General features: G+C 71.6%; 12 protein-coding genes. 6 read left to right on the top strand and 6 right to left on the bottom strand.

Annotated features, from left to right (window positions below; genetic code table 11):
* Positions 1-13 precede the first annotated feature (13 nt).
* The 4 genes from KBY19_RS07745 (at position 14) to KBY19_RS07760 (ending at position 5,551) form a co-directional block, all read left to right on the top strand.
* Positions 14-922, top strand: coding sequence for a 2-hydroxy-3-oxopropionate reductase (locus KBY19_RS07745; RefSeq protein ID WP_099884996.1), 909 nt, complete (start codon positions 14-16; stop codon positions 920-922).
* A 103-nt stretch (positions 923-1,025) separates the two neighbouring features.
* Complete coding sequence (gene gcl, locus KBY19_RS07750; protein WP_180289790.1) at positions 1,026-2,804, top strand: glyoxylate carboligase; 1,779 nt, start codon at positions 1,026-1,028, stop codon at positions 2,802-2,804.
* 270 nt (positions 2,805-3,074) lie between these two features.
* Complete coding sequence (locus tag KBY19_RS07755; RefSeq protein ID WP_210965452.1) at positions 3,075-4,541, top strand: catalase; 1,467 nt, start codon at positions 3,075-3,077, stop codon at positions 4,539-4,541.
* A 278-nt stretch (positions 4,542-4,819) separates the two neighbouring features.
* On the top strand, positions 4,820-5,551 hold the full coding sequence (locus KBY19_RS07760; RefSeq protein ID WP_099884993.1) for a hypothetical protein: 732 nt from the start codon (positions 4,820-4,822) through the stop codon (positions 5,549-5,551).
* Between the two features lie 86 nt (positions 5,552-5,637).
* On the opposite strand, the gene KBY19_RS07765 is transcribed toward KBY19_RS07760, so the two are convergent.
* Positions 5,638-7,338, bottom strand: a complete 1,701-nt coding sequence (locus tag KBY19_RS07765; RefSeq protein WP_099884992.1) for an AMP-binding protein — start codon at positions 7,336-7,338, stop codon at positions 5,638-5,640.
* A 124-nt stretch (positions 7,339-7,462) separates the two neighbouring features.
* Here KBY19_RS07765 and KBY19_RS07770 point away from each other — a divergent pair, with 124 nt between their 5' ends.
* Positions 7,463-8,488, top strand: a complete 1,026-nt coding sequence (locus KBY19_RS07770; protein ID WP_099884991.1) for an endonuclease/exonuclease/phosphatase family protein — start codon at positions 7,463-7,465, stop codon at positions 8,486-8,488.
* A 132-nt stretch (positions 8,489-8,620) separates the two neighbouring features.
* Here the strand turns inward: KBY19_RS07770 and KBY19_RS07775 are convergent, their stop codons facing one another.
* From KBY19_RS07775 to KBY19_RS07795, 5 genes are all read right to left on the bottom strand, one after another.
* The gene (locus KBY19_RS07775; RefSeq protein WP_099884990.1) at positions 8,621-9,784 is read right to left on the bottom strand and encodes an XdhC family protein; all 1,164 of its coding nucleotides are present in this window, start codon (positions 9,782-9,784) and stop codon (positions 8,621-8,623) included.
* A 119-nt stretch (positions 9,785-9,903) separates the two neighbouring features.
* Positions 9,904-11,385, bottom strand: coding sequence for an NCS2 family permease (locus KBY19_RS07780; protein ID WP_210965453.1), 1,482 nt, complete (start codon positions 11,383-11,385; stop codon positions 9,904-9,906).
* A 232-nt stretch (positions 11,386-11,617) separates the two neighbouring features.
* Positions 11,618-14,011: a xanthine dehydrogenase subunit D gene (gene pucD, locus KBY19_RS07785; RefSeq protein WP_210955724.1), complete on the bottom strand. Its 2,394-nt coding sequence runs from the start codon at positions 14,009-14,011 to the stop codon at positions 11,618-11,620.
* 1 nt (position 14,012) lies between these two features.
* Entirely contained in the window at positions 14,013-14,537 is a 525-nt protein-coding gene (locus KBY19_RS07790; protein ID WP_099884987.1) for a (2Fe-2S)-binding protein, read from the bottom strand.
* Positions 14,528-15,433 (bottom strand): xanthine dehydrogenase family protein subunit M, encoded by a 906-nt coding sequence (locus tag KBY19_RS07795; RefSeq protein ID WP_099884986.1) that lies wholly within the window; start codon positions 15,431-15,433, stop codon positions 14,528-14,530. Before KBY19_RS07795 ends, KBY19_RS07790 begins: the two co-directional genes overlap by 10 nt.
* A 306-nt stretch (positions 15,434-15,739) precedes the next feature.
* Here KBY19_RS07795 and KBY19_RS07800 point away from each other — a divergent pair, with 306 nt between their 5' ends.
* Complete coding sequence (locus KBY19_RS07800) at positions 15,740-17,578, top strand: PucR family transcriptional regulator ligand-binding domain-containing protein (RefSeq protein ID WP_099884985.1); 1,839 nt, start codon at positions 15,740-15,742, stop codon at positions 17,576-17,578.
* Positions 17,579-17,844 lie beyond the last annotated feature (266 nt).

Below are 17,844 nucleotides of genomic sequence, written 5' to 3' on the forward strand. Positions count from 1 at the left end.
GAAAGGCAAGAGAATGGCTTACACGCCCGGCAACACGAAGATCGGCTTCATCGGTCTGGGCATCATGGGCGCCCCCATGGCCCGCAACCTGCTGAAGGCGGGCTACGACGTCACGGCGTACACCCTCGAGACCGAGAAGGTCGAGGAGTTCGTCAAGGACGGCGGCAAGGGCGCGACCTCCGTCGCACAGGCCGCACAGGGCGCGGACGTCGTCATCACGATGGTTCCGGCCTCCCCCCAGGTGGAGGCGGTCGTCCTGCACGAGGGCGGCGTTCTGGACAACCTCCGCGAGGGCGGCACCCTCATCGACATGTCCTCGATCACCCCGCAGACCTCCATCGAGGTCGCCCGGGCCGCCGAGGCCAAGGGGATCAAGACGCTGGACGCCCCCGTCTCGGGCGGCGAGGCCGGTGCGATCGAGGCCGTGCTGTCCATCATGGTCGGCGGCGAGCAGGAGAGCTTCGAAGCGGCCAAGCCGATCTTCGAGGCGCTCGGCAAGACGATCGTGCTGTGCGGCCCGGCCGGCTCCGGACAGACGGTGAAGGCCGCCAACCAGCTCATCGTCGCGGTCAACATCCAGGCCGTGGCCGAGGCCGTGGTCTTCCTCCAGAAGTCCGGCGTCGACCTCAAGGCCGGCCTGGAGGTGCTCAACGGCGGTCTGGCCGGCTCCACGGTGCTGACCCGTAAGAAGGACAGCATCCTGGCGGGCGACTACAAGCCCGGCTTCAAGATCGACCTGCACCACAAGGACATGGGCATCGTGACCGACGCGGCCCGCTCGGTCGGCGCCGCCGTCCCGGCCGGTGCGCTGGTCGCCCAGCTCGTCGCGGCGCTGCGTGCGCAGGGCGACGGCGGGCTCGACCACTCCGCGCTGGTGCGCGGCGTCAAGCGGCTGTCGGGCGAGAACCCCGACGCCGGCTGAGGGTCCGCCCTCCCCACAGACTCCGGGCGGCGGCGTCGACACTGTCCTGTCGCGCCCAGGCGCCGCCGCCCGGACACCACCCGCACCGAACCAGGAGAGTTCGATGGCTCGTATGACCGCTGCCCGCGCGGCAGTTGAGATCCTCAAGCGCGAGGGTGTGGACACCGCTTTCGGCGTGCCGGGTGCGGCGATCAACCCCTTCTACGCGGCGCTGCGCGCCGCGGGCGGCGTCGAGCACACGCTCGCCCGCCACGTCGAGGGTGCCTCGCACATGGCCGAGGGCTACACCCGTGCGGCGCCCGGCAACATCGGGGTGTGCATCGGCACGTCGGGGCCCGCGGGCACCGACATGATCACCGGCCTCTACTCGGCGATCGGCGACTCGACCCCGATCCTGTGCATCACGGGACAGGCACCGGTCGCCGTGATCGAGAAGGAGGACTTCCAGGCCGTCGACATCGCCTCCATCGCCAAGCCGGTCACCAAGAAGGCCACCACCGTCAAGGAGGCCGCGCAGGTTCCGGGCGTCTTCCAGGAGGCCTTCCATCTGATGCGCTCGGGCCGGCCGGGCCCGGTGCTGATCGACCTGCCCATCGATGTGCAGATGACGGAGATCGAGTTCGACCCGGACACCTACGAGCCGCTGGTGCCGCACAAGCCGGCCGCGAGCCGCAGGCAGGTCGAGAAGGCCATGGACATGCTGGCTGCCGCCGAGCGTCCGCTGCTCGTGGCGGGCGGCGGCATCGTCAACGCGGACGCGTCCGAGCTGCTGGTGGAGTTCGCCGAGCTGACCGGTATCCCCGTCGTGCCCACCCTGATGGGCTGGGGGACGATCGGTGACGACCATCCGCTGCACGCGGGCATGGTCGGCCTGCAGACCTCGCACCGCTACGGCAACGCCACATTCCTGGAGTCCGACTTCGTCCTGGGGATCGGCAACCGCTGGGCCAACCGGCACACCGGCGCGCTGTCCACCTACACCGAGGGCCGCACCTTCGTGCACGTGGACATCGAGCCGACGCAGATCGGCAAGATCTTCGCGCCCGACTACGGCATCGTCTCGGACGCGCACGCGGCGCTGAGCCTCTTCGTGGAGGTCGCCAGGGAGCGGGCGCGGACCGGGAAGCTGAAGGACCTGTCGAAGTGGGCGGACGCCGCCCGGCTGCGCAAGGGCGAGCTGCAGCGCCGTACGCACTTCGACAACGTGCCGCTCAAGCCGCAGCGGGTGTACGAGGAGATGAACCGGGCCTTCGGTCCGGAGACCCGGTATGTGTCGACCATCGGCCTCTCGCAGATCGCGGGCGCGCAGTTCCTGCACGTCTACCGGCCGCGACACTGGATCAACTGTGGCCAAGCGGGCCCGCTGGGCTGGACCGTGCCGGCCGCGCTGGGTGTCGCCAAGGCGGACCCGGAGGCGAGCGTCGTGGCGCTGTCGGGGGACTACGACTTCCAGTTCATGATCGAGGAGCTGGCCGTCGGCGCACAGCACCGCATCCCGTATGTGCATGTGCTGGTCAACAACTCCTATCTGGGTCTGATCCGGCAGGCGCAGCGCAACTTCGAGATGGACTTCCAGGTCAATCTGGAGTTCGAGAACATCAACGCACCCGAGCTGGGCGGCTACGGCGTCGATCACGTCAAGGTCGTCGAGGGACTGGGCTGCAAGGCGCTGCGGGTCACCGAGCCGGACCAGCTGCTACCGGCGTTCGAGGAGGCCAAGAAGCTCGCCGCGGAGTACCGGGTGCCCGTCGTGGTGGAGGCGATCCTGGAGCGGGTCACCAACATCTCGATGAGCGGCTCCGACATTGCCTCGGTCAACGAGTTCGAGGAGCTGGCCACGGAGGCGGCGCACGCGCCGACGGCCACGGTGCCGCTCGGCTGACGCCTCGGCGCCGCTGCCAAGGGTTGCCCGGTGTCCTATGTGTGCCCGGCGCCTGCGAGTGACGGGGGTGCCCCTGCCCGTCGTGCACTGTGTGCGGCGCCGTTGTGGCTGGTCGCGCAGTTCCCCGCGCCCCTTACGGGGCGCCGGGAACTGCGCCGGAGTCGGGGAAGAACCGAAGTTTCAACAAAGTGTTGACGCCCTACGGGGGCGTCCTTACGCTCCAACATGCGGAAACTGCTTTCCGTGAATCACGCCTCAGGAAGGTCGTCCATGTCGCAGTCGCCGAAGCCCACGCTGACCACCGAGGCGGGCGCGCCCGTCGCCGACAACCAGAACTCCACCTCCGCCGGCATCGGTGGCCCGCTCCTCCTCCAGGACCAGCATCTGCTGGAGAAGCTGGCGCGGTTCAACCGGGAGCGCATCCCGGAGCGCGTGGTGCACGCCCGCGGCTCCGGCGCCTACGGCTACTTCGAGGTGACCGACGACGTCACCGACCACACCCGCGCCCACTTCCTCGGCGAGGTCGGCCGCCGCACCGAGACGTTCATCCGCTTCTCCACCGTCGCCGACAACCTCGGCGGCCCCGACGCGGCACGCGACCCGCGCGGCTTCGCCCTCAAGTTCTACACGGAAGAGGGCAACTACGACCTCGTCGGCAACAACACCCCGGTCTTCTTCATCAAGGACCCGCTGAAGTTCCCCGACTTCATCCACTCGCAGAAGCGCGACCCGTTCACCGGCAAGCAGGAGCCGGACAACGTGTGGGACTTCTGGGCCCACTCCCCCGAGGCCACCCACCAGGTCACCTGGCTGATGGGGGACCGCGGCATCCCCGCCTCGTACCGGCACATGAACGGCTACGGCTCGCACACCTACCAGTGGACGAACGCCGAGGGCGAGGCCTTCTTCGTCAAGTACCACTTCAAGACCAACCAGGGCATCCGCTGCCTGTCCAGCGAGCAGGGCGCCGAGCTGTCCGGCACCGACCCCAACAGCCACCAGACCGACCTGCTGCAGTCCATCGAGCGCGGGGTCTTCCCCTCCTGGACGCTGTATGTGCAGATCATGCCCGCCGACGAGGCGGCCGACTACCGCTTCAACCCGTTCGACCTCACCAAGGTCTGGCCGCACAAGGACTACCCGCTGCAGCGCGTGGGCCGGCTGGTGCTGAACCGCAACCCGGACAACGTCTTCGCCGAGGTCGAGCAGTCCGCGTTCTCGCCCAACAACTTCGTGCCCGGCATCGGCCCCTCGCCCGACAAGATGCTGCAGGGCCGGCTGTTCGCCTACGCCGACGCGCACCGCTACCGGCTCGGTGTCAACCACACCCAGCTCCCGGTCAACGCGCCCAAGGCCACCGCCGCGAACAACTACGGCCGGGACGGCCTGATGGCCACCAACGCCTACGACCGGCACACCAAGAACTACGAGCCCAACTCCTACGGCGGCCCCATCGAGACCGGTGTCCCGCTGTCCGCGCCGCGCCCGGTGACCGGGTACTGGGGCACCCACGAGGCGCCGCAGCACACCAAGGACGACGACTTCTTCCAGGCCGGCGAGCTGTTCCGGCTGATGTCCGAGGAGGAGAAGGGGCGCCTGGTCGCCAACATCGCAGGCGGGCTCTCGCAGGTCACCCGCGAGGACGTCGTCGAGAAGAACATCGCCCACTTCAGCGCCGCCGACCCCGACTACGGGCGCCGGGTGGAGGCCGCGGTGCGCGAACTGCAGGAGGGCTGAACCCCTCCTTTCGCGAGCGCGCCCGTGCCGGGCGCGCGGTGAGCGGCGTACCGGGCTGATTGGGAGGTCGACCCGGCGCGCGCCCCCGTGCGGGACGGTCCGACAGATGAGGGGTGGCCGTCCCGCGCGGGGGCATACCCATACCATCCTCCCCCACCTCTCCGTCGGCCTGGCGCCCCGCCCCTTCGTAAAAGCCGCCGCATCGGCGACGATTGGGAGGCGATCGGGCACGCGTGTGCAGCCGTGCCCACCGGACCACCCGTGCCAGGAGCCGAACGATGGCTGAGAGAGTGCTTGTGCGCTGCCCCGTGTGCCGACGCGAGCACAGCTACACAGCGCCCGTCTACCCCTGCGGCTGCGGCGCACCGGTCGCTCTGCCGCTGCTGTCCTCCGCCGCCGCCATCCAGGTACGGCACCGCACCTGGGCGGGCTCCTGGATCTCCGTGCGGTGCCCGACGTGCGGCCGGGTGGACGAGTGGCCGCAGCCCGAGCTGGGCTGCGGCTGCGGTACGACACTGCGGGTGCCCGTCGCCCGGGGCCGCACCGGAGTGGCCGCGCCGCCCGCCGAGGAGCCGGCCCCGACGCCCACCGGCCCGGAGCCCGCCTCCGCCGCGCGTGCCCCCGTGCCGCGGCCGCCCTTCCGGCCCGTCACCATCCGCACGGCCCACGACGCGAAGCTGGCCGCGGCACAGTACCTGCGGTGGCTCGGGTTCGAGGGCATCCGCGTCGCCGAGCGGACGCCCGCATCGGGTGTCGATGTGCGGGGCCCGTCCGTCGTCGCGCACGTCGACCCGTCCACCTCCCCGGCCGGAGTGCGCGACGTGGAGACGCTGTGGCTCAACGGGCTGAACGACTCGGTCGCCGCCGTGTGCTTCGCCCTCGCGGGCTATCTGCGCGAGGCGCGGGCCCGCGCCGACGAGTTGCGGGTCCCCCTCTTCGTCCTCGACCTGACGGGGGCGCCGCGTGCCGTCAACGACGCCGCGGAGCACTTGATCCGTACGCCGCGTTGATGCGGGACCCATTTCAGGGGCGCGGGGAACTGCGCGAGCAACCAGCAACACACCCGCAGTCCGCGACGCGCAGCCAGGGGCACCCCCTACCGGTCCCGGTACTCCGTACCGGGGGTGCCGGCCTCGCCGGCGGCATGCGCGCGGAGCTCCACCCGGCGGATCTTCCCCGAAATGGTCTTCGGCAGCTCCGCGAACTCGACGACCCGCACCCGCTTGTAGGGCGCGAGCCGGTCCCGGGAGTGCGCGAACAACAAGGCGGCTGTCTCCGCGTCAGCGCGGAAGCCGTCCGCCAGGACCACATACGCCTTGGGGACGGCGAGCCGTACCGGGTCCGGCGACGGCACGACGGCGGCCTCCGCGACGGCCTCGTGCTCCAGCAGGACGCTCTCCACCTCGAACGGCGAGATCTTGTAGTCGCTGGCCTTGAAGACGTCGTCGGCGCGGCCCACGTACGTCAGATATCCCTCCTTGTCCCGCGCTCCTATGTCGCCGGTCCGGTAGTAGCCGTCGGCCATCGCCTCGGCGGTCCGCTCGGCATCGCCCCGGTAGCCGACCATCAGGCCGACGGGCCGGGTGGCCAGGTCGAGGCAGATCTCGCCCTCCGCCACATCCGCCTCGCCGGTGACGGGATCGACGAGGGTGACGTCGAAGCCGGGGGTGGGGCGGCCCATGGAACCGGGCTTGAGGGGCTGGCCGGGGGTGTTGGCGACCTGGACGGCGGTCTCGGTCTGGCCGAAGCCGTCCCGGATGGTCACCCCCCACACTCGGCGCACATGCTCGATGACCTCCGGGTTGAGCGGCTCCCCTGCGGCGACGACCTCGCGGGGGACGGCGGACAGCCGGCTGAGGTCGGCCTGGATGAGCATGCGCCAGACGGTGGGCGGCGCGCAGAAGCTGGTGACGCCGCCCCGCTCCATCTCCGCCATGAGGCGGCCCGCGTCGAAGCGGGTGTAGTTGTGGATGAAGATGGTCGCCTCGGCGTTCCAGGGTGCGAAGAAGTTGGACCAGGCGTGCTTGGCCCAGCCGGGCGAGGAGATGTTGAGGTGCACGTCGCCGGGCCGCAGCCCGATCCAGTACATGGTCGCCAAGTGCCCGACCGGGTACGAGACGTGGGTGTGCTCGACCAGCTTGGGCAACGCCGTCGTACCGGAGGTGAAGTACAGCAGCAGGGTGTCGTCGGCCCGGGTGACACCCCGCGGGTCGAAGGCGAGCTCGGCCTCGTAGGCGTCCTCGTACGCCAGCCAGCCGGGCGCGGGCGTACCGCCGCTGCCGACGGCGATCCGCGTGTAGTCGCCCGGAACCTGGGAGCCGGTGAACTTGTCGGTGTCCGCCGCGCGGACCACCACGTGCCGGGCCTCGCCCCGGGTCACGCGGTCGGTCAGATCGCTCGGGCCCAGCTGCGGAGTGGCGGGGATGACCACGGCACGCAGCTTCATCAGGGCCAGCAGGGTCTCCCACAGTTCGACCTGGTTGCCGAGCATGACGATGACCCGGTCACCCGGTGCGACGCCACGGCCGCGCAGCCAGTTGGCGACCTGGTTGGAGCGGGTGCGCATCTGGTCGAAGGTGACGCGCCGCTCGACACCGTCCTCCTCGACGATGTGCAGCGCGAGCCGGTCTCTGTTCTCGGCGTTCTCGGCGATGTGGTCGAACCAGTCCAGGGCCCAGTTGAAGTGCTCGGGACGCGGCCAGCCGAAGGCGGCGCGTGCGGCCTCGTAGTCCGTCCGGTGCCGCAGCAGCGTGTCGCGGGCGGCTCGGAACTGTTCTGTGGGCGTGGACGGGACCATGTTTCCTCCTGCTCAGCGGGGTGCTGCGGGCGCTGGGAGCCATCGTGTACGTCCACCCGCGTGCGCACCACCCCCGGCCGGGGGCTTACGCGCATGTGACGGGAGGTACGGCATCATCGGAGAGGTGTATACGGGGGCCGGCACGCGCCAGGACCGGGGCGCGGCAGACAGCGGTGGGACCGCGGGCGGGCGGCGGCGCGGACCGCGCCATCCCGTCATCGCCGCGCTGTCGGTGCTGACCCTGCTCGTCCTCACGGTCCCGCTGGCGTTCCGGGCCGGTGACGAGGACGGTCCGACGCCCGTGCCGCAGCTGCTGGCTTTCCTGCCCTGGTTCCTCGCCCCGGCATGGCTGGCGGCGCTGGGCGCCGCGCTCTCCCGCAGATGGCTGGTGCTGCTGTGGGCGCTGGCTGTGCTGGCGGGCACCGGATGGTTCCTGCGCCCGTACGGACCGCCCGCGCCGAGCGATACGGCGGCCAGACCGGCGAAGGCCCAGTTCCGGGTGCTGACGGCCAATCTCAAGTACGGCAACGCCACTCCCGACCTGGTGAAGACCGTACGCCGGGAGCGGCCGCAGATCGTCTCGTTGCAGGAGTGCGACGCGCGCTGCGCGGCGGCGCTGCGCGCCCCGGCCCTGCGCGAGGAGTACCCGTACCGCATCATCACCGGCGACGGAGGCGCCCGGGGCTCGGCGCTGCTGAGCATCTATCCGCTGCACCGGCGCAGCGAGGTGCGCGGCCGGCTGTCGATGCCCGGGGCCATCGCGGACGTGCGCGGTGAGCGGATCGCCCTCCAGGTGGCGCACCCCATGCCGCCGGAGCCGGGAAGAACGGCGGCCTGGCGGGTGGAGCTGGACCGGTTGCGGGCCATGGCGGCAGCACGCGGCAAGCTGCCCACGCTGATCGCCGGGGACTTCAACTCCTCGCAGGACCACGCCGCCTTCCGCGCCATCCTCAGGACCGGGATGCACGACGCCGCCCGTATGCTGGGCAACTCCCGCACCCCCACCTGGCCCACGCGCACCACCCCGGTGCTCGGCGCGCAGATCGACCACGTGCTGCTGAGCGGGTCGCTGCTGCCGGTGGACGGCCAGTTCCTGGACCTGCGCGGCACCGACCACCGCGCCTTGCTGGTGAACGTCAAGCTGGTCTGAAGCGGCCGAGGCCCGCTTTCGGGCCTGCCCGAATCAGCCGTCCGTGGGCCGGTGTTCGACCAGGACGGGATCCTCGCCGGTTCAGCAGCCGGTGGCCCGGGCGCAGGGCGGGCGCCGGCCCGGTGGGTCGGGTCAGCCGGCGGCCCTGCGTACGGCGCGGGTGCTGGACGCGGCCGGCTGAGCGGTGTCGTGGTGGATCGGGGTGTGGGCTCCGTTGAGGGGGACCCCGCTGCCGCCCTGCCGCGCGGCGACGACCTCGGCGGCGATGGACAGCGCCGTCTCCTCCGGGGTGCGGGCGCCCAGGTCGAGGCCGATGGGTGAGCGCAGCGCCGCCAGTTCGAGGGAGGTCAGCCCCGCTTCGCGCAGTCGCTCCAGGCGGTCGAGGTGGGTGCGGCGCGAGCCCATGGCACCGACGTAGGCCACCGGCAGCCGCAGTGCGCGCTCCAGCAGCGGTACATCGAACTTGGCGTCGTGGGTGAGTACGCAGATGACCGTGCGGGGATCGACGTCCTGGGAGTCGAGGTAGCGGTGCGGCCAGTCGACGACGACCTCGTCGGCGTCGGGGAAGCGGCGGGCGGTGGCGAAGACGGGCCGTGCGTCGCAGACCGTCACGTGGTAGCCGAGGAACTTGCCGATCCTCACGAGGGCCGCGGCGAAGTCGATGGCGCCGAAGACCAGCATCCGGGGCGGCGGAACGCTGGATTCGACCAGCAGCGTCACCGGCTGCCCGCACTTGCTGCCGTCGGCGCCGACGGTGACGGTCGCGGTGCGGCCGGCTGCCAGCAGCGCACCGCCCTCGGCGGCCGCTGTGGTGTCCAGTTCGCCGGCTCCGCCCAGGGCTCCGTGCGGCTGCCCGTCGGCGTCCAGCCACAGAGCGCCGCCCAGCAGTTCCGGCGGGCCCTCCACGATCCGTACGAGCGCGGCCGTGCGGCCTTCGACGGCCTCGGCCGCGGCAGCGGCGAACACCTCTCGTACGTCCGTCCCGGCGCGCGCCGGGGTGACCAGGATGTCGATGACGCCGCCGCAGGTGAGTCCCACCGCGAAGGCGTCCTCGTCGCTGTAGCCGAAGGTCTGGCGGACGCTCGCGCCCGACTCCAGCGCCTCCTGGCACAGCTCGTAGACGGCGCCCTCGACGCAGCCGCCGCTCACGCTGCCGACGGCCTCGCCGTCCGCGTCCACGGCCAGTGCCGCACCCGGCTGCCGCGGCGCGCTGCCGCCGACGCCGACGACGGTGGCGACGGCGAAGTCCCGCCCCTCCTGGCACCAGCGGTGCAGCTGTGCGGCGATGTCCAGCATGTGGTCTCTCCTCGGCAGTGATACGGCGTGTGACGTCCAGTGGGACGCCAGGTGGGAGCGGGAACGGCCAGGGGACCGCACCCGCTCCCGCCTGGACGGTCGTCAACAGGACCGGCCGGCTACTTGACCCCCAGCCACTGTTCGATCGGGTTCAGCGCGAAGTAGGCCAGGAAGACGAGTCCCAGTACCCACATCAACCATCCGGGCTCGCGAAACTTTCCCTGGACGGCCTTGATCAGAACGTAGGCGATGACACCGGCGCCGATACCGGCCGTGATGGAGTAGGTGAACGGCATCAGCACCGTGGTCAGGAAGACCGGGATCGACGTGGCCGGGTCGGTCCAGTCGATGTGCATGGCGTTGGTCATCATCATCGAGCCGATGACGACCAGCGCCGCGGCTGCCACCTGCGGAGGGATCACCTGCGCGAGGGGCGTGAAGAACAGGCAGAGGGCGAAGCCGAGACCGGTGACGACGCTGGCCAGGCCGGTGCGCGCACCGTCCCCGACGCCCGCCGTCGACTCCACGAAGACGGTCTGGCCCGAGGCGCCGGCGATACCGCCGACCACACCGCCCGCACCGTCGATGGCCAGCGCCTTGTTCAGCCCCGGCATCCGGCCCTGCTCGTCGGCGAGCCCGGCCTGCTGGCCGATGCCGATGATGGTGCCGATCGCGTCGAAGAACCCGGCCAGGACGAGGGTGAAGACGATGACGCCGATGGTGATGCCGCCGACGTCGCCCAGCCCGTCGAACGAGACGGTGCCCAGCAGCCCGAAGTCGGGCGAGCTGACCAGTGATCCGGTGATCTCGGGGGCGTTCCTGCCGCCCCAGTCCTTCTTGTCGAGACCGGCGAACTGGTGCACGAGCGCGGCGAGGACGGTGCCGCCGACGATCCCTATGAGGATCGCGCCGGGCACCTTGCGCACCTGCAGCGCGAAGATGAGCAGCACGGTGACGGCGAAGCACAGCACGGGCCAGCCGGTGAGCATGTCCGAGGTGCCCAGCTGGATGGGCTTGGCCCCCGGGACACCGCCCGGACCGGCCATCGAGGTGACGAAGCCGGCCTGGACGAGCCCGATCAGACAGACGAACAGCCCGATGCCCATGGTGATCGCGTGTTTCAGCGCCAACGGGATCGCGTTCATGATCAGTTCACGGAGCCCGGTGACCACCAGCAGAATGATCACCACGCCGTAGATGAGGCACATCGCCCAGGCGTTGCCCCACGTCATCTCGGGCACGACCTGGAAGGCCATCACGGCCGAGACGCTCAGCCCCGCCGCCAGGGCCAGCGGGACGTTGCCGAGAAAGCCCATCACCAGGGTGGTCACCGCGGCGGCCAGCGCCGTCGCCGTGGTGACCTGCCCGCCGTCCAGCTTGTGCCCGGTGGCGTCGGGCACGGAGAGGATGACGGGGTTGAGCAGGACGATGTAGGCCATCGCCATGAAGGTGGTGACACCGCCACGCAGCTCCTGGCCGTAGGTCGACCTTCTTTCGGAGATGTGGAAGTACCTGTCGAGCCACGAGCGTCCCGCGGGGATGCGCGAGCCAGGGCCCGCGTCCTCCGCCGACGTCGTCGGCCCTACTTCGGACTGGGTCATTGTGCTGACTCCCAAGGTTCATAGGGGCACCTCGGCAGACGCCGAGGATTTGGGAAGCACGACCCGGGGGACGGCCCGCGTCTTGCCTTGTCCCCGGTCCCGCCCGGTCCTTGCCCGGCCCTTCGGCCGGCGGTCCTCCGATGCGGAGGGCCGCTACGGCCCCTCGGCCCGGGAGTGGGGGTCCGGGGGCGTGGGGCCCCCGGAGGAACGGGTAGGGACGGGACGGGGAAACTCACACCTCGACGATGTGCTCCGGCCGCACCGGCACCCGCGGCAGCGCCCTGCCGGTCGCAGCGCGGACGGCCGCCAGCACGGCAGGCGTCGACGACAGAGTCGGCGCCTCACCGGCGCCACGCAGCCCGTAGGGCGCGTGTTCGTCGGCGAGCTCCAGCACGTCGACCGGGATGGTCGGCGTGTCCAGAATCGTGGGGATCAGATAGTCCGTGAAGGAGGGGTTGCGGACCTTGGCCCGGGCGTCGACCACGATCTCCTCCATCACCGCGAGCCCGAGCCCTTGTACGGTGCCGCCCTGGATCTGGCCCACCACGGCCTGCGGGTTCATCGCCTTGCCCACGTCCTGTGCGCAAGCCAGTTCGACGACCTTGACCAGTCCGAGCTCGGTGTCGACCTCCACCACGGCACGGTGCGCGGCGAAGGAGTACTGGACGTGGCCGAAGCCCTGACCGGTCTTCAGGTCGAAGGCCTCGGTGGGCCGGTGCCGCCACTCGTCCTCGGCCTCGACGGGCTCGTCGCCGAGCACGTCCACCAGCGAGGCGAGTACCTCACCGCCGTCGGTGACCACCTTGCCGCCCTCCAGCAGCAGTTCGGCGCTCGCCCAGGCCGGGTGGTAGGTGCCGAACCGTTCGCGCCCGCGCTCCAGCACCTGCTCGCGCACCAGTCGGCACACGTGCTGGACGGCGCCCCCGGTCACATACGTCTGCCGGGAGGCGGAGGTGGAGCCGGCCGAGCCGACCTGGGTGTCCGCCGGGTGGATGGTCACCTGGGCGACGCCCAGCTCGGTGCGGGCGATCTGGGCGTGCACGGTGATGCCGCCCTGGCCGACCTCGGCCATCGCGGTGTGCACCATCGCCACCGGCTCCCCGCCGACCACCTCCAGCCGCACCCGCGCCGTGGAGTAGTCGTCGAAGCCCTCGGAGAAGCCGACGTTCTTGATGCCGACGGCATAACCGACGCCCCGTACGACACCCTCGCCGTGCGTGGTGTTGGACAGACCGCCCGGCAGCGCCCGTACATCGGGCTCGCCGCCGACGGTCTCCCACTGCGCCTCCAGCGGCAGCGGCATCGCCTTGACCCGGCGCAGCAGCTCGGCGACGGGTGCCGGGGAGTCCACGGCCTGCCCGGTGGGCAGCAGGGTGCCCTGCGACATGGCGTTGCGCCGGCGCAGTTCGACCGGGTCCATGCCCAGCTCGGCGGCGAGCTTGTCCATCTGGGCCTCGTAGGCGAAGCAGGCCTGTACCGCGCCGAAGCCGCGCATCGCGCCGCAGGGCGGGTTGTTGGTGTAGAGCGCCAGCGCCTCGATCTCGACGTCGTCGACCACGTACGGGCCGGCGCTGAGCGAGGCCGCGTTGCCGACCACGGCCGGGGAGGCGGAGGCGTAGGCGCCGCCGTCCAGCACGATGCGGCACTTCATATGGGTGATCTTGCCGTCGCGGGTGGCGCCGTGCTCGTACCACAGCTTCGCGGGGTGGCGGTGCACATGCCCGAAGAACGACTCGAAGCGGTTGTAGACGATCTTCACGGGCTTGCCGGTGACCAGCGCCAGCAGACAGGCGTGGATCTGCATGGACAGGTCCTCCCGCCCGCCGAAGGCGCCGCCGACGCCGGAGAGCGTCATACGCACCTTCTCCTCGGGCAGCCCGAGGACGGGGGCGATCTGGCGCAGGTCCGAGTGCAGCCACTGGGTGGCGATGTAGAGGTCCACACCGCCGTCCTCGGCGGGCACGGCCAGCCCCGACTCCGGACCGAGAAACGCCTGGTCCTGCATGCCGACCTCGTACTCGCCGGTGACGATCACCTCGGCGCCCCGGGCCGCCGCACCCGCGTCACCGCGCACGATGGGCTGGCGGTGCACCACGTTGGGGTGCGGGACATGCCGGGCGTGGTCGTCGTCGCGGTCCGGGTGGAGCAGCGGCGCGTCCTGCGCCAGCGCGGACTCCTCGTCGTGCACGACGGGCAGTTCGCGGTAGTCGACCTTGATCTTGGCCGCGGCGCGGCGGGCCGTCTCCGGGTGGTCGGCCGCCACCAGCGCGACGGGCTCACCGTGGTGGCGGACCCGGCCGTGGGCGAGGACGGGGGTGTCCTTGATCTCCAGCCCGTAGTTCTTCATCTCGGTCGGGAGGTCGTCGTAGGTCAGTACGGCGTGCACGCCCGCCTGCTTGAGCGCCTCGCTGATGTCGACGGAGACGATCTCGGCGTGCGCGTGCGGGCTGCGCAGGGTGCAGCCCCACAGCATGTCCTCGTGCCACATGTCGGAGGAGTAGGCGAACTCCCCGGTCACCTTGAGGGTGCCGTCCGGACGCAGCGGGGACTCCCCCACACCACCTTTGGTGTCGGCGCCCTGGTCGAGCTTGGTGGGCGTACGGCCGGGTCCGGTCGTGGGGGCCATCTCAGACCACCTCCGGCGCGCTGTCGTCGGCGCGGGCGGCGGCCAGCCGGACGGCGTCCATGATCTTCTCGTATCCGGTGCAGCGGCACAGGTTGCCGGAGAGCGCCTCGCGGATGTCCGCGTCGGTCGGCTGCGGGTTGCGCTCGATCAGCTCGTCGGCGGCGACCAGCAGGCCGGGGGTGCAAAAGCCGCACTGCACGGCGCCGGCGTCGATGAACGCCTGCTGCACCGGTGCGAGATCACCGGTGCTCCCCGTCCCCTCGGAACCGTCCCGCTCCCGGGCGTACTCGGCGAGCCCCTCGACGGTGACGACCTCGCGGCCCTCGACCTGCCCGGCGGCCACCAGGCAGGCACAGACCGGCTCGCCGTCCAAGCGGACCGTGCAGGATCCGCACTCGCCCTGTTCGCAGGCGTTCTTGGAGCCGGGCAGCCCCATTCGCTCGCGCAGCACGTACAGCAGGGACTCGCCCTCCCACACGTCGTCGGCCTCGTGCCGCCGTCCGTTGACGGTGAATGTCACGCGCATTGGGCGCCTCCTTCGGTGGTGCGGCCGTTCCCGGTGGCGCGGTAGCTCTCCCAGACCCAGCCCAGCGTGCGCCGGGCCATGACGCCCACGGCGCGGCGGCGGTAGGCGGCGCTGCCCCGCACGTCGTCGATCGGATTGCAGGCGCCGGAGCACAGCTCGGCGAACTCGCGGGCCACGGACGGCGGGATCGTCCTGCCGCTGTCCCACAGGCCGCCCTCCTCCAGCGCCGCGCCCAGGAAGTCCTCGGCGGTGCGGGCCCGCAGCGGGGTCGGTGCCGCCGAGCCGATGCCGGCCCGTACGGTGCGGGTCCCGGGGTGCAGCGCGATACCGAAGGCGCAGACCGCGATGACCATGGCGTTGCGGGTGCCGACCTTCGAGAACTGCTGCGGCCCGTCGGCCTTCTTGATGTGGACGCGTTTGATCAGTTCGTCCTCGGCGAGCGCGTTGCGCTTCACCCCGGTGTAGAAGTCCTCCACCGGGATGAACCGGGTGCCCCGCACCGACTCGGCCTCGACCTCGGCGCCGGCTGCGAGCAGCGCGGGGTGCGAGTCCCCTGCGGGGGAGGCGGCGCCGAGATTGCCGCCGACGCTGCCCCGGTTGCGGATCTGCGGGGAGCCGACGGTGTGCGAAGCCAGCGCCAGGCCCGGCAACTCGTGGGCGAGCTCGTCGATGATCTTCGAGTAGGGCACGGAGGCGCCGAGCCGGACGGTCTCGTCACCGACCTCCCACTCGTGCAGCTCATGGACCCGGTTCAGATCCATGAGATGGGTGGGGCGGCGGTGATCGAAGTTGATCTCGACCATGACATCGGTGCCACCCGCGATGGGCACGGCTGAGGGGTGCTCCGCCTTCGCGGCGAGCGCCTCCTCCCAACTGGCCGGGCGCAGGAACTCCATGGTGTCTCTTCTCGGTGTGCTGGTTGGGGGGTGCTGACAGGGGGTGCTGTTTCGCGGTGCGATCCGGAGTGGTGCGATGGGAGGTGGGAGATGCGGAGGGGATGCGGTCAGTACACCGACAGGTACCCGCCGCGGTGCAGTCACCGAAAACATGAAGCGTTTGGCTGGTCGGCCACCCGGTCTTGTAGATTCAGACGAAAGCCGGGAACCAGTAACCTCACGGTTTCCTCCCGGTCACACCCCGGTGGCATGACCACGCCCCTCCGCCCCACCCGAGACGAAACACGAACGGCAGGCGACAAGACGATGCGGCTGCGCGCGCTCCTGGAGAACGACTCGCTGGGCCTCCGGCTCCTCGGCGGCGAGGAGGAACTGGACCGTACGGTGCGCGGCGTCATGACCACCGACCTGCGCGACCCCAGCCGCTATCTGTCCGGCGGTGAGCTGGTGTTGACGGGCCTGGCGTGGCGACACGCGCCGACGGACTCCGAGTCCTTCGTCCAGATCCTGGCCACGGCGGGGGTCGCGGGCCTGGCCGCGGGCGAGGCGGAGCTCGGCACCGTCCCCGAGGACCTGGTGCAGGCCTGTGCGCGGCACCGGCTGCCGCTGTTCTCCGTCACCGAGTCCGTCGCCTTCGCCACCATCACCGAGCACGTGGTCCGCCAGGTCTCCACCGAGCGCGCCGGAGACCTGGCCGCCGTCGTGGACCGGCACCGGCGCCTGATGTCCTCCGGGCCCGCCGGCGGGGGCCCCGACGCGGTCCTCGACCTGCTCGGCTCGGACCTGGACCTGGCCGCCTGGGTGCTCTCCCCCACCGGCCGCCAGATCGCCGGCCCCAGCGAAGGGCCGGTGCTGCCGCACGCCGCCGCCGCCCGACTGGCGGGCGCCCATATGGCCGCCGTCCGCACCGGACGGCGCAGCCCGCACCGGACGGTCGACGAAGGCGTGGCCTACTCCCTCTTCCCCGTCAGCCGCGGCACCGGCGACGCGCGCCGCACCGTCCTGTCCGACTGGCTGCTGGCCGTCGCCGCCGACACCGGCGACTGGCCCGCCGAACGCCTCGACCTGCTGCACGGCGTCACCCAGCTCATCGCCGTCGAACGCGACAGACGCGACGCCGCCCGCACCGTGCGCCGCAGGCTGGCGCAGGAGGTGCTGGAACTGGTGCAGACCGGGGCACCGCCCTCCGAGATCGCCGCGCGGCTGCGGGTGGCAGCCCCTGTACTGCTGCCCGGACAGGGTGCGGCACCCGCCTGGCAGGTGATCGTGGCCCGCGTCGACTGGGACGAGCCCGACCCGGCGCGCGCCCTGGAGGGCGGCGCCATCGCCCAGTCTCTGCTGGAAGAGCTGCTGGTCGACCCGCGCGCCACGGGCCCGGACGGCTCGGACCGGATCGCCGTCGCCCATGTCGACGGCGAGGCGGTGGCACTGGTGCCGCTGACCGGGGAGGCCGAAGCGGGGGCCGAGCACCCCGACGACTCCGAGGCCGAGACGGGACGCACCGAGACGGGACGCGGCGCCGCCCCGGACTCCGCGACGGCCTTGGCCTCCCGCGCGGAAGACTCGCACCCGGACACCGGCGCGGGCGGCGCTGCGGAGGGCGCCCAGGAGCAGGGGCCCGCCAGGCTCACGGGCGTACGCGGCTCGGAGGGGCTGCACGCCGACACCCTGCTGGCCGAGGTCAGCGAGCCGCTGGGACGCGCCCTGGCGAACGACGGACGGCTGACGCTGGGGGTCAGCGCTGCCGTGCACTCGGCCGAGGGACTGCGGGGCGCGCTGGAGGAGGCGCGGCACGCCCGCCGGGTCGCCGCCGCCCGCCCGGGCGCGGTCCGCGCGGCGGGACACGAGGAGCTGGCCTCGCACGTGCTGCTGCTGCCCTTCGTGCCGGACGACGTACGCCGTGCCTTCACCGCCCGCCTGCTGGACCCGCTGCGCGAGTACGACCGCAAGCACCGCGCCGAACTGGTGCCCACCCTGGAGGCGTTCCTCTCCTCGGACGGCTCCTGGACCCGCTGCGCGGGCCGTCTCCACCTGCACGTCAACACGCTTCGCTACCGCGTCAGCCGCATCGAACAGCTCACCGGCCGCGACCTGTCCCGCCTGGAGGACAAGCTCGACTTCTTCCTGGCACTGCGGATGAGCTGAGGGGTGTGATCGGTCCCGGCCGGGGGCTCGGGGGTTGCCCCCGCACAAACACAGCCTGGCACTGCGGATGAGCTGAGGGGTGTGATCGGTCCCGGCCGGGGGCTCGGGGGTTGCCCCCGCACAAACACAGCCTGGCACTGCGGATGAGCTGAGGGGCGTGGCCGGTCCCGGCCGGGGGCCCGGGGGTTGCCCCCGCACAAACACAGCCTGGCGCTGCGGATGAGCTGAGGGGCGTGGCCGGTCCCGGCCGGGGGCTCGGGGGTTGC

This window comes from Streptomyces sp. B15, from assembly GCF_018070605.1.
In the GTDB taxonomy this organism is placed as follows: Bacteria; Actinomycetota; Actinomycetes; order Streptomycetales; family Streptomycetaceae; genus Streptomyces; species Streptomyces smyrnaeus.